This is a genomic window from Pseudomonas guariconensis (assembly GCF_015680235.1).
Taxonomy (GTDB): Bacteria; Pseudomonadota; Gammaproteobacteria; order Pseudomonadales; family Pseudomonadaceae; genus Aquipseudomonas; species Aquipseudomonas guariconensis_A.
Genome location: NZ_JADLJL010000038.1, coordinates 1 through 12,240, shown reverse-complemented (window position 1 = coordinate 12,240; position 12,240 = coordinate 1). Strand labels below are relative to the sequence as shown.

The 12,240-nt window shown below is 65.1% G+C and carries 13 protein-coding genes; 5 read left to right on the top strand and 8 right to left on the bottom strand.

What is annotated here, in order from left to right; translation table 11 throughout:
* Window positions 1–35: 35 nt before the first annotated feature.
* Both ubiA and IRZ56_RS20025 read right to left on the bottom strand, forming a co-directional pair.
* Window positions 36–926 carry a 4-hydroxybenzoate octaprenyltransferase gene (gene ubiA, locus IRZ56_RS20030; RefSeq protein ID WP_196146536.1) on the bottom strand — a complete coding sequence of 297 codons (891 nt, stop codon included), beginning with the start codon at window positions 924–926 and terminating at the stop codon, window positions 36–38.
* Window positions 926–1,483, bottom strand: a complete 558-nt coding sequence (locus IRZ56_RS20025) for a chorismate--pyruvate lyase family protein (RefSeq protein ID WP_196146535.1) — start codon at window positions 1,481–1,483, stop codon at window positions 926–928. The genes ubiA and IRZ56_RS20025 overlap by 1 nt, the downstream gene beginning before the upstream one ends.
* Window positions 1,484–1,664: 181 nt before the next feature.
* On the opposite strand from IRZ56_RS20025, the gene IRZ56_RS20020 reads away from it, so the two are divergent.
* The 4 genes from IRZ56_RS20020 (at window position 1,665) to IRZ56_RS20005 (ending at window position 4,030) form a co-directional block, all read left to right on the top strand.
* Window positions 1,665–1,832, top strand: a complete 168-nt coding sequence (locus tag IRZ56_RS20020) for a rubredoxin (protein WP_011536423.1) — start codon at window positions 1,665–1,667, stop codon at window positions 1,830–1,832.
* A 31-nt stretch (window positions 1,833–1,863) separates the two neighbouring features.
* A complete protein-coding gene (locus IRZ56_RS20015) occupies window positions 1,864–3,012 on the top strand; it encodes an NAD(P)/FAD-dependent oxidoreductase (RefSeq protein ID WP_196146534.1) in 1,149 nt (382 codons plus the stop codon).
* Between the two features lie 189 nt (window positions 3,013–3,201).
* On the top strand, window positions 3,202–3,501 hold the full coding sequence (locus IRZ56_RS20010; protein ID WP_043209915.1) for an HU family DNA-binding protein: 300 nt from the start codon (window positions 3,202–3,204) through the stop codon (window positions 3,499–3,501).
* Between the two features lie 154 nt (window positions 3,502–3,655).
* A complete protein-coding gene (locus IRZ56_RS20005; RefSeq protein WP_196146533.1) occupies window positions 3,656–4,030 on the top strand; it encodes a helicase in 375 nt (124 codons plus the stop codon).
* A gap of 31 nt (window positions 4,031–4,061) precedes the next feature.
* Here IRZ56_RS20005 and IRZ56_RS20000 read toward each other — a convergent pair whose 3' ends face one another.
* The 6 genes from IRZ56_RS20000 to exbB all read right to left on the bottom strand — a co-directional run bounded on the left by IRZ56_RS20000 (window position 4,062) and on the right by exbB (window position 11,013).
* Entirely contained in the window at window positions 4,062–5,465 is a 1,404-nt protein-coding gene (locus IRZ56_RS20000; RefSeq protein WP_196146532.1) for an aminoacyl-tRNA deacylase and HDOD domain-containing protein, read from the bottom strand.
* A gap of 285 nt (window positions 5,466–5,750) precedes the next feature.
* On the bottom strand, window positions 5,751–7,829 hold the full coding sequence (gene recG, locus IRZ56_RS19995; protein WP_196146531.1) for an ATP-dependent DNA helicase RecG: 2,079 nt from the start codon (window positions 7,827–7,829) through the stop codon (window positions 5,751–5,753).
* Between the two features lie 4 nt (window positions 7,830–7,833).
* Window positions 7,834–8,760 (bottom strand): hydrogen peroxide-inducible genes activator, encoded by a 927-nt coding sequence (locus IRZ56_RS19990; protein ID WP_084855326.1) that lies wholly within the window; start codon window positions 8,758–8,760, stop codon window positions 7,834–7,836.
* Between the two features lie 94 nt (window positions 8,761–8,854).
* Window positions 8,855–9,589, bottom strand: coding sequence for an energy transducer TonB (locus IRZ56_RS19985; protein ID WP_196146530.1), 735 nt, complete (start codon window positions 9,587–9,589; stop codon window positions 8,855–8,857).
* Entirely contained in the window at window positions 9,586–10,014 is a 429-nt protein-coding gene (exbD, locus tag IRZ56_RS19980) for a TonB system transport protein ExbD (RefSeq protein WP_196146529.1), read from the bottom strand. Before exbD ends, IRZ56_RS19985 begins: the two co-directional genes overlap by 4 nt.
* A gap of 3 nt (window positions 10,015–10,017) precedes the next feature.
* Window positions 10,018–11,013, bottom strand: coding sequence for a tonB-system energizer ExbB (gene exbB / locus IRZ56_RS19975; RefSeq protein ID WP_196146528.1), 996 nt, complete (start codon window positions 11,011–11,013; stop codon window positions 10,018–10,020).
* 190 nt (window positions 11,014–11,203) lie between these two features.
* On the opposite strand from exbB, the gene IRZ56_RS19970 reads away from it, so the two are divergent.
* Entirely contained in the window at window positions 11,204–12,082 is an 879-nt protein-coding gene (locus tag IRZ56_RS19970) for an SDR family oxidoreductase (protein WP_196146527.1), read from the top strand.
* The last annotated feature ends 158 nt before the right edge of the window (window positions 12,083–12,240 follow it).

Here is a 12,240-nt window from a genome sequence, read left to right as displayed (position 1 = left end):
CAGCGATTGGGCTGCAGCGCAGCCCCCTACGATCTTCAGCGCAACGCGTAATCCAGCACCACGCCGATGAAGATCAGCATCCCCGCCCAGTGGTTATGCAGGAACGCCTTGAAGCACGACTCCCGGTCCAGCCTGCGCGTCGACCAGTACTCCCAGGCAAAGCACGCCGCTGCCGCCAGCAAGCCCAGGTGGAACCAGCCGCCCATGTCGAAATGGCTGCCAGCCAGCAGCAGGCAGCCCAGCGAGAGCATCTGCAGCGTCAGGATGATCGTCCGGTCGGCCTCGCCGAACAGGATCGCCGTGGATTTCACGCCGATCTTCAGGTCGTCGTCGCGGTCCACCATGGCGTAGTAGGTGTCGTAACCCACGGTCCATAGCAGGTTGGCGATATACAGCAGCCAGGCACTGGCCGGCAGCTCGCCACCCGCGGCAGTGAAGGCCATGGGAATGCCCCAGGAATAAGCGGCGCCCAGCACTACCTGGGGGTAATAGGTGTAGCGCTTCATGAACGGGTAGCAGAACGCCAGGGCCACCGCGCCGAACGACAGCCACACGGTCCTGGCATTGGTGCACAGCACCAGCAGGAAGCTGACCCCGACCAGGATGGCGAACAGCATCAGTGCCTCGCGAGGCTTCACCCGGCCACTGGCCAGCGGCCGGTCGGCGGTGCGCTTGACGTGGCCGTCCACCTTGCGGTCGGCAAAATCGTTGATGCAGCAGCCGGCGGCGCGCATCAGTACCACGCCCAGGCCGAAGATCAGCACGTTGGCCAAGGTCGGCGAGCCGTTGCCGGCGATCCATACCGCCGACAGGGTCGGCCACAGCAGCAGATAGATGCCGATCGGGCGATCCATGCGGCTGAGCTGGATGAAGTCCCAGGCCCGAGGGTGCAGGCGGTTGAACGACCTGAGCAAATGCAGGTACATCAGCGGCTTTCCTCCTTGGCCACGCGCCACAGCTCTGGCAGGAACACCTCGGCCACCAGCACGTCGAGGTTGTCACGTTCGAAGCGCGAACGCCGCCCCCACAAACCATCGTCGGCCACCGCGGGCGGCAACCAACCCTGTGGATAACGGCAGACTTCGATAGGGTGGCGGACGAACGCCTGGTCGCAGAACAACAGCTCGCCCAACGAGCGGCTGCCCAGCGTCTCCAGGTCCAGGCCGCCCCGCTCCAGGGCGCTGCGGCCGGCCACGCTGCGGGCGAATACCCAAGGTTGGCCATGGCCACGCAGGTACACCTCGCGCACCCACCCTTCGGCGCCCGGCGCGAGGCCCAGTGCCTGGCATTCGTCGGCACGCAGCGTCTGCCAGCCTTCGAACAGCGGGTCGACCGCGAAGTGGTCTTGGGACAGGTGGATCAGGCGGCGGGTCAGCGAGCCTTCATCGAACAGCCAGCCAAGAGTCGGCTGGTCGACATCGGTTGCCAGCCGTGAATACGGCAGCCACGCGACAGCGGCTGCTTGCGGGGATTCGTACGACACGTCGATATGCTTGTTACAGCCAGAGAGGCCGCGAGCTTAGCATGATTGCCCCGACTCCTTGCATAATGGCGGCCTCTGTAGGAGCGGCCTTGTGCCGCGAAAGGGCTGCAAGGCAGCCCTTTCGCGGCATGAGGCCGTTCCTACGAATAGTCAGCCTATAGAAACGAGGAAAACCAACCCCATGAAAAAGTGGCAATGTATTGTCTGCGGCCTGATCTACGACGAAGCCGAGGGCTGGCCGGACGACGGCATCGCCCCGGGCACCCGTTGGGAAGATGTGCCGGAAGACTGGCTGTGCCCCGACTGCGGTGTCGGCAAGAGCGACTTCGAAATGATCGCCATCGGCTGATCGCAATCCATTGAACGAGAGGAAGCACGACATGACGTCCCCTGTGGTGATCATTGGTACCGGCCTTGCCGGCTACAACCTGGCCCGCGAGTTTCGCAAGCTCGACGCGCAGACGCCGCTGCTGCTGATCACCGCCGACGACGGTCGCTCCTACTCCAAGCCCATGCTCTCCACGGGCTTTGCCAAGCACAAGGATGCCGACGGCCTGTGCATGGCCGAACCGGGTGCGATGGCCGAGCAGCTCAAGGCCGAGATCCGCACGCATACCCGCATCAGCGGCATCGACCCGGGGCACAAGCGCTTGTGGATCGGCGAGGAAGCGGTCGAGTACCGCGACCTGGTCCTCGCCTGGGGCGCCCAGACCGTGCAGGTACCGATCGAAGGCGATGGCGGCGACCTGGTGTTTCCCATCAATGACCTGGAGGACTACGCGCGCTTTCGTGCCGCAGCGGCAGGCAAGCGCCGCGTGCTGATCCTCGGGGCTGGCCTGATCGGTTGCGAGTTCGCCAACGACATGAGCCTGGGCGGCTACGAAATCGATGTGGTCGCGCCTTGCGAGCAGGTGATGCCGACCCTGTTGCATCCCGCCGCGGCCGGCGCCGTGCAGGCTGGCCTGGAGCGCTTGGGCGTGCGCTTTCATCTGGGGCCCGTACTGACCAAGCTGCAACGCGTCGGCGATGGCCTCGAGGCGCACTTGTCCGACGGCAGCGTGATCGCCTGCGACCTGGTGGTGTCGGCCATCGGCCTACGACCGCGTACCGACCTGGCTGCCGCCGCTGGCCTGCAGGTCAATCGCGGCGTGGTGGTGGACCGCCAGCTGCGTACCTCCCATGGCAATATCTTCGCCTTGGGCGACTGCGCCGAGGTCGATGGTATCAACCTGCTCTATGTCATGCCCTTGATGACCTGCGCGCGTGCCCTGGCCCAGACCCTGACCGGCAACCCCACGGCCGTGGCCTATGGGCCCATGCCGGTGACGGTGAAGACCCCGGCCTGCCCGCTGGTGGTTGCGCCGCCACCGCCGGGCCATGACGGTGTCTGGCATGTGGAGGGGCAGGGCGCCGACCTCAAGGTGCTCTGCCACGCTGGCGACGGGAAGCTGCTGGGTTATGCGCTGACCGGCACGGCGGTGATGGAGAAGCTGGCGCTGAATCGGCAGTTGCCACCCTTGATGGCGTAAATAGCGGGCGCTCTGTCGGGTATGGCCTGTCCTTGGCGCGACAATGGCCGTCCAGACACTGGCGCGCCTTCGGTGGGCGTGCCATCCTCACTCCCGTCTGCCGCAGATTAGAGCCTGCGGTGCCTTGAACGCTGCTTTACACGGCAGCACGGCAATAACAACAAGAAATCCCGTCCAAGAGGCTTCACTATGCGTAAACCAGAACTCGCCGCTGTTATCGCCGAAAAGGCCGATCTGACCAAGGAAAAGGCCAACCAGGTCTTGAATGCGATCCTCGACAGCATCACCGGTGCGCTGGACAAGGACACCGTCACCCTGGTCGGTTTCGGTACCTTTGAAAAACGTCATCGTGGTGCTCGTACCGGCAAGAATCCGCAAACCGGCCAACCGGTCAAGATCAAGGCCAGCAATACCGTCGCCTTCAAGCCTGGCAAGAACCTGCGCGACAGCGTCAACCAACCTGCCAAGCCAGCAAAGAAAGGCAAGTGATCGGGTTTCGATAACCCTGTTATCCAAACGGGCGCCCTGGGCGCCCGTTGTGCATTTTTGGCGACGGAAAAAGCCGGAAACAGCAGAGTTGCATTTCACGTTCGATAAAAGGATAAACTGCGCGGCTCAGTCACTTTTTAGTCGAGGCGTGTCGATGAAGTTTCGCTTCCTGCTCTGGGCCATGGGGATGCTGATGGCTCGGGCCAGCCGCAACAACCCGGCGTTTCAGCAACAATTGCGGGACAAGGACCTGGTCTTCCAGATGCAGACCCTCGATGGCAAGGTGGGCCGGCATTTCATCGTCAGTGGCGAGCGCATCAGCAGCAAGGGCGGCCTGCATCCCCAGCCGGCCTTCGCCATCGCCTTCAAGGATGCGGCCTACGGCTTCGCCACCCTGCAGGCCGGCAACAAGCAACTGGCCTTCATGCAGGGGATCCAAGACAAGAGCATCCAGATCAAGGGCAACCCGGCGCTGGTTATCTGGTTCCAGGGGCTGATGAAATACCTGAGGCCGAAGAAAAAAGCCTGATAGGGCGCCTGTTCCGGCCTACCTGCGCAGCTCAATGCGGCGCATGGAACTGCGACGCCAGCTCGCGCAACAGCGTCTCGGCTTCCAGCACCTTGCTCACCGCCTCTTCCGCCTTCTCCCGGGTCAGGCTCAGGCGTTCGAGCAAGGCATCCGGAATCTCTTCCTGGGGCCCCGTGCCAATGCCACGGGCACGTAGCAAGCGTACTGCCAGGCATACCAGGTTGGGGAAGGCTGCATATTCACCGTCATAGCTCGGGTCGTGCTGGAAGCGCAGCGCGGTGGAGAGCTCTTCCGGCATGTCCCATAGCTTCATCAGCCAGGCACCGATCTGTTCGCGGCTGATGCCCAGCAGGTGCTGTTCCACGAAGGTGTGGCACAGGTGAGGGTTGACCTCAAGGTGCCGACAGATCAGCGAAAAGTGCGGCGGGAAGACGTGGGCCAGCAACAGGTAGCCGAAGTTGTGCAGCAGGCCAGCCAGGTAGGTCAGGCCCGCCTCGGGGCGTTCGGCCCGTGGCATGGCGCGGGTCAGGCCTTCGATCACCGCGGCGGTGTAGATCGACTGTTGCCAGTATGGCGTGGCTTCCTGGGGATGGTCTTTGGGCAGGCTCAAGGTCTTACCCAGTGCCAGGCCCAGGGCCAGGTTGATCACCAGGTCGAAGCCCAGCACCCGGACGATGGCATCCTCCACCGAGCGGATCTTGCCCGGGGACGCGTAGTAGGGCGATGCGGCCCAGCTGACCACCTGGGCCGCCAGGGCCGGGTCGGTTTCCACCACACCGGTGATGTCGTCGATGCTGGCATTGGGATCGACGCGCAGCTTGATGATCTTCTGCGCTGTGTCGGCCAGCGGCGGGATCTCGATGGTCTGCTCCAGGCGTTGCTGGATACGGCGGGCGGTGAAGGCCTGGACGGCGCGGCTGATTTCCTTGGAGTCATCGTCGGGGCGGTCGAGGTTCGGGCGAATGTCCTCGATCTGTTCCCCGAAGTGGCCGGCGCTGGCCTTGGCCAGCATGCGCTTGAAGGCATCGCGTGGGATTTCGAGCAACAGGCCGCGCTCGCCGGACTGGATCAGCAGGTTGTCGGCCTGCAACAGGCTGGCTTCGTAGAGGCACGGGTAGCTGGTCAGCGCCGGGATCCCAGGTAGGGTCTTGAGGGCGTGCTTGTCGAGCATGTGCTTCAGACGCGCCAGCGGCACGGCCACCAGCTTGCGCCCGGTCAGCTCGGCCAGGCGGTTGAGGTCCAGCAGTTGGTTCTGCGGGAACAGCACCAACAGGGCGCCGACCTCGTCGTCTAGGAGAATCGCCTGGACACGTGCGTTGGCCGGCAGCCGCGCATGCTCGGGTACTTCGCGGTAGGGCACGCCAAGCTTGTCGAGCAAAAGCCGGATGACAGACGGTGCGTGTGGGGTTGCGGTGTCCAAGGCAACTTCAGTCATGGTCTGTGTCCACGGTTTTCTTTAAACGCGAAGTATAACCAGCCTGGACCGGAAGCTGGATCCATTCTGTGTCATCGGAAGAAATCATCCAGCCTGTGGGGCTGCGCTCCTACTGGGGCCTCGAAGGTTTCACATGATCCTGTAGGAGCGGCCTTGCGCCGCGAAAGGGCTGCAAGGCAGCCCCGAGATTTCTGGCAGGGCGAAGATCCCGGGGCCGCTTCGCGCCCTTTTCGCGGGGCAAGCCCGCTCCTCCAGGGAGGCGAGCAGAACAGATGGCCAGGGGGGTCACACCTGCCCGTACTGTTGGCCATGGCGCAACCAGCGATCGAGCAGTGGGCTGACGTGGTCCGGCCAGCGTGCCAGCAGCGCCTGGGCGGCATCGCGCACTGCCGGGAGCAGGTCGGCGTCGCGCATCAGGTCGGCCACCTTGAATTGCAGCAGGCCGGTCTGGCGGGTCCCCAGCATTTCCCCGGGACCGCGCAACTCCAGGTCTTTCTCGGCGATCACGAACCCATCGTTGGTTTCGCGCATGATGCCCAGCCGTTCGCGGCCGATCTGCGACAAAGGCGGGTGGTAGAGCAGCACGCAATGGCTGACGGCGCTACCCCGGCCCACTCGACCGCGCAGCTGGTGCAACTGGGCCAGGCCCAGGCGCTCGGGGTTCTCGATGATCATCAGGCTGGCGTTGGGCACGTCCACTCCCACCTCGATGACCGTGGTAGCGACCAGCAATTGGAGGTTGCCGGCCTTGAACTCGGCCATCACCGCGGCTTTCTCTGCCGGCTTCATACGCCCGTGGATCAAGCCCACACGCAGCTCGCCCAGGGCGCTGCCGAGCTCCTCGAAGGTGCTTTCGGCGGCCTGGCAGGTCAGTTCCTCGGACTCTTCGATCAAGGTACACACCCAGTACGCCTGGCGCCCCTCGGCGCAGGCGGCGCGCACCCGCTCGACCACCTCGAAGCGGCGGCTGTCGGCCACCAGCACGGTATTGACCGGGGTGCGGCCAGGCGGCAGTTCGTCGAGTACCGAGGTGTCCAGGTCGGCGTAGGCGCTCATGGCCAGCGTGCGCGGGATCGGTGTGGCGGTCATGATCAGCTGATGCGGGCACAGCTGGCCGGCCACGCCTTTCTGACGCAGGGCCAGGCGCTGTTGCACGCCAAAACGGTGCTGTTCGTCGATGATCGCCAGGGCCAGGTGACGGAACTTCACTTCCTCCTGGAACAGGGCATGGGTGCCGACCACCATCGGTACGCCGCTGGCGATCTGCTCGAGCGCGCTGGCGCGGGCCTTGCCCTTGAGCTTGCCGGCCAGCCATGCCACTTCGATGCCCAGGGGCTCGAGCCAGCGCTTGAAGGTCAGGTAATGCTGCTCGGCAAGGATCTCGGTAGGCGCCATCAGCGCCACCTGATAGCCGGCCTCCAGGGCCTGGAGTGCGGCGAGGGCGGCGACCACGGTCTTGCCGGCGCCGACATCGCCCTGGACCAGGCGCATCATCGGCTCATGCTGGCTGAGGTCATAGGCGATCTCGTTGGCGACCCGTTGCTGGGCGCCGGTGGGGCTGAAGCCCAGGTTGGCCAGGTACTGCGCCGGCAGGCGGCTGGCCTTGAGCAACACCGGGGCGCGCAGGGTGCGCAGGCTTTCGCGCAGGCGTTGCTGGGAAAGCTGGTGGGTCAGCAACTCTTCGAAGGCCAGGCGGTGCTGGGCCCAGTGCTGGCCCTCGGCGAGTTCTTCCAAGTCGGCGTCGGCCGGAGGGTTGTGCAGGTAGCGGATGGCGTCATCCAGCGGCGCCAGCTGGTAGTCCCGGGCCAGTTCCGCAGGCAGCCAGTCCGGCAGGCTACGGGGGCCGAGCATGGCCAGGCTCTGCTGGCAGAGCAGGCGCAGGCGTTGCTGGGTCAGGCCTTCGGTGGTGGGGTAGATCGGCGTCAGGGTCTGTTCCACCGGTGGTGCGGGTTCGCTGCCATTGAGCGCGCGGTATTCCGGGTGGTAGATCTCCAGCCCTGACGCACCGGGGCGGGCCTCGCCGTAGCAGCGCAGGTGGGTGCCACGCTTGAGGCCTTCCTTCTGGGCATTGCTGAAGTGGTAGAAGCGCAGGCTCAGCACGCCAGTACCGTCGCCCAGCCTCACCACCAGGCTGCGGCGCTTGCCCATGGTCACGTCGGCACCGCTGACCACGCCTTCGATCACCGCGTCCTGGCCTGGGCGCAAGGCACCGATGGGCACCACGCGGGTGCGGTCCTGGTAGCGCAGAGGCAGGTGGAACAGTAGGTCCTGGAGGTTCTCCAGGCCAACCTTGGCCAGTTTTTCGGCCATGGCATCGCCCACGCCCTTGAGGGCGGTGACCGGGACGTTCGACAGCTCGGTCATGGGCTCAGGCCGATTTGTCCGCGGGCGGCTTGGCGACCGAGCAGAGGCGGATCGAGTCGGCGAGGATCTCGATGGCCTTCGGCCGCGGGAAGCTGGCACGCCAGGCGATGGCCACGGTGCGGAAAGGCGAGGGTGGGGTCAATGGACGCACTTCGATCACGCCGGGGGCATAATGATGGCTGTGAACAGCCGACAACGGCAGGATCGACACGCCCAGCCCCGAGGCGACCATGTGGCGTATGGTTTCCAGCGAGCTGGACTCGACCGTGGTGTGCTTGGAGCCTTCGCCGCCCTTGTTGATGGTCGGGCAGGCCTCGAGCACCTGGTCGCGGAAGCAGTGGCCTTCACCAAGCAGCAACAGGCTCTTGTCGTTGAGCATGGCCGTGTCGATGGTCTTCTTGGCGGTCCAAGGGTGGTCGGCCGGCATCAGCGCATAGAAGGGCTCGTCGTACAGCGGCAGGGTCAGCACGTCGGCCTCGTTGAACGGCAGGGCGATGATCACTGCGTCCAGTTCGCCGTTGCGCAGCTTCTCGCGCAGTACGTGGGTGAAGTTTTCCTCGATGTACAGCGGCATCTGCGGGGCGACCCGGTGCAGCTGGGGGATGAGGTGCGGGAACAGATAGGGGCCGACGGTGTAGATGGCACCTACCTTCAGGGGCGCGGTCAGCTGGTTCTTGCCGGCCTGGGCCAATTCGCGGATGCCCTGGGCCTGTTCCAGGACCTTCTGGGCCTGGGCGACGATGCTTTCGCCGACCGGGGTCAGGCGCACCGCGCTCTTGCTGCGTTCGAAGATCAGTACGCCAAGCTCGTCCTCGAGCTTCTTCACCCCGACCGACAGGGTCGGCTGGCTGACATGGCAACGCTCGGCGGCATGGCCGAAATGCTGCTCCTGGGCGAGTGTGACGATGTAGCGTAATTCTGTGAGGGTCATAACGTGCGTCCATGAAGTTGCGGCCCCAGCATAGCGGCTGCAATCGATAGACGCACGTTATCAGACTTGCCGTTTTGTGACAGAAGCAAACGCCTCAGCGGCGATCCAGCGAGTAGACGAACGGCGCTACCACCTCGATCTGGCCATTGTTCAGCAGTTCCTTCGGCGGCTTGGGTACGGGCTGGGCCCGGCGGATCATCTCCAGGGTTGCCCGGTCCAGTGCCGCGCTGCCCGAACCGCCAGCGAGGGCGAACGACAGCACCTTGCCATCGGCATCGACCACGAAACGCAAGCGGTTGATACCTTGCAGGCCACGGCGGCGTGCGTCTTCCGGGTAACGCTTGTATTTGGCCAGATGGCGCAGCAGGTCGCTCTGCCAGGTCGGCAGGGCTTTGCTGTTGGCCGCGACGCTCGGTGCCGGTGCCGCCGACTTCTGCGGTGGGGTGTTGCTTGGCGGCGTATCGACGACTTCTTCCTTGGCCGGCGGCAGGTCCTTGGGCGGCTCAGGCTTCTTCTCGGGCTTGGGCGGCTGTGGCTTGGCCTTCGGCTTAGGCGGCTTGGGAATGGCGATCTTCGGCTTGGGCGCTTCTACCAGTTTGGGCAGCGGCGGCTCCTCGACCGGGGCCGGAGGCTTGGGCGCGGCCTTGGGCGGTGGCGGTGGAGCCGGTGCCGGAAGCGGCGCCAGCTCGACCATCATGGCGGCCGGCGGCAGCTCGATGGCCTGGGGCACCGACCAGTTCAGCGTCAGCAGCACCGCCAGGGCGTGCACGCCCAGCACGATCGCCAGGCTGACGCCGTAGCGCGCCAGGTTGGACCGTGTGTTCGTCATTGCTTGGCTGCCGTTTCGAGGCCGACCAGGCCGACCTTGAGGTAGCCGGCCGCGCGCATGGTGTTCATCACATCCATCAGGTCGCCGTAGTCAACACCCTTGTCGGCCTGGAAGAAGATGGTGGTTTCCTTGTCGCCCTTGGTCTTGGCGTCGAGCATCGCACCGAGTTGGTCGCGCTGGGCCACCTCGTCATCGCCGACGTACAGCTTCTTGTCGGTCTTGACGCTGACGAACACCGGCTTTTCCGGCCTTGGCGCCGGCTTGGCGCTGGAGGCAGGCAGGTCGACCTTGATGTCGACGGTGGCCAGCGGTGCCGCGACCATGAAAATGATCAGCAGCACCAGCATCACGTCGATGAAAGGCGTGACGTTGATTTCGTGGTTTTCGGCGAGGTCGTCGCCACCTTCGTTGAGATGCAGGCCCATGGCTTACCCCACTTTGACCACGTGTGGGGCGACGCGCTCGCTGCCCTGGTGGTCCAGGTCACGGCTGACCAGCAGCAGAACCTGCGCCGAGGCGTCGGAGACCTGGGCCTTGTAGCCGGCGATGGAGCGGGCGAAGACGTTGTAGATGACCACGGCAGGAATCGCCGCGACCAGGCCCAGGGCAGTGGCCAACAGGGCTTCGGCGATACCGGGGGCGACCACGGCCAGGTTGGTGGTCTGGGTCTTGGCGATGCCGATGAAGCTGTTCATGATGCCCCAGACGGTACCGAACAGGCCCACGAACGGGGCGGTGGAACCGATGGTGGCGAGCAGGCCGGTGCCGCTGCTCATGTTGCGGCCGCTGGCGGCGACCAGACGCTCCAGGCGGAAGCTCACGCGCTCCTTGATGCCTTCTTTCTCGCGGGTGTTGGCCGACAGGCGCATTTCATCCAGGGCATCATGGACCAGCGTGTGGGCCAGGGTGCCTGGCTTGTTGGCGGCATCGCTGGCTTCCTTGAGGCTGGCGGCCTTCTTCAGCAGGGCAACCTCGCCACGCAGGCGGCGCTTGGCACCCATCAGCTCGAAGCCCTTGGCGATCCAGATGGTCCAGGTGATCAGCGACGCGATGGCCAGGCCAATCATCACGGCTTTGACGACCACGTCGGCGTTCTTGTACATGCCCCAGGGGGACAGGTCATGGGCCATGCCCAGGGAAGTGTCTTCGGCCAGGGCCTGGACATTCTCGTCGCCTGCTGCCTGGGCGTCGGCCGGTGCGGCTGCGGCGTTGGCATTGACGGCGTCGGCCGGCGCCTTGGCATCGGCTGCCGGGGCCTGCGCGGGAGCCGCGGGGGCTGCGGCGGCTGCCGGGGCGTTGGTGGCGGGGGCGACAGGCTCATCGGCCATGGCTGCCGGGGCCAGCACCAGGCTGAGGGTCAGCGCGGCGATGGCGCGCCAGGCGCGCGATGTGGTTGGCGAAGCGGAGGGTTGAGTACGTGTCATGCTGGCCGGACCTGATGAAGAAAAAGATTGATGTTCCCCACGGCCTCGAGACAGGCCGAGAACAGACAGGGCGCCATTATTGCAAGTAATTCTTGTTAGCAGAAGTAATAAAGTTGCCTTTTTTAACCAACGTCTAGCCGCCCATCGATTAATCCGGCTAGCCTGAACCTTTGGCCTTGGGAGTTTGGAGATGTCGGAACCATCCGTGTTGATCGTGGGCTGTGGTGATGTAGGTGGCCGCCTGGCGCGGCAGCTGCTTGCCCAGGGTTGGCAGGTCAGCGGCTTGCGGCGCTCGGTCGAGCACCTTCCGGCAGGCGTTCGGCCGATCGCCGCCGACCTGGCCGAGCCGACGATTCCCGTGGCCTGGCCGGCGCAGTCGCCGGATTACCTGGTGTATTGCGTGGCGGCCAGCCAGCACGACGAGGCGGGTTACCAGCAGGCCTATGTCGAGGGGTTGCGTCATGTGCTGGGCTGGCTGGGCGAGCGCGAACAGCGGCCGCGGCGGATTCTGTTCGTTTCCAGTAGCAGCGTGTATGCGCAGGCTGATGGCCAGTGGATCGATGAAGATGCCGAGACCGAGCCGCAGGGCTATTCGGGGCGGGTGATGCTGGAGGCCGAGCGGTTGGCAGTCGACAGTGGTCTTCCTGCGACCGTCGTACGTCTGACCGGTATCTACGGCCCGGGGCGCGAATGGCTGCTGAGCCAGGTGCGTCAGGGGTATCGGGTCGCCGAGGAGCCACCGCTGTATGGCAATCGTATCCACGCCGAGGATGCGGCGGGCTTGCTGGCTTTCCTGCTGCAGGCCGATGCCCGTGACGTGGCGCTGAAAGGTTGTTATATCGGCGTGGACGACGACCCGGCGCCCCTGGCCGAGGTGGTGGCCTGGTTGCGCCAGCACATGGGCGTCACCGAGTGGTCGGATGAGCAGCGGGTACGCCGCACCGGTAGTAAACGCTGCAGCAACGCACGGGCGCGGGCGTTGGGGTGGATGCCGCAGTATCCGAGCTACAAGGAAGGCTATGCCGCCATCCTGAAGGGTCAGGCGCCGTTTAGCGCTGATCCCCTGTAGGAGCGGCCTTGCGCCGCGATCAAGGGCGAAGCCCTTGCCAGGCGCCGGGGAGATCGGGCCTGGCCCGATCGCGGGACAAGCCCGCTCCCACAGGGCCTCGCAAATCAACTAGCTACGCGTGTTCCATGAGAGACATCCCAGTCCTTCGGGCTGCGCTG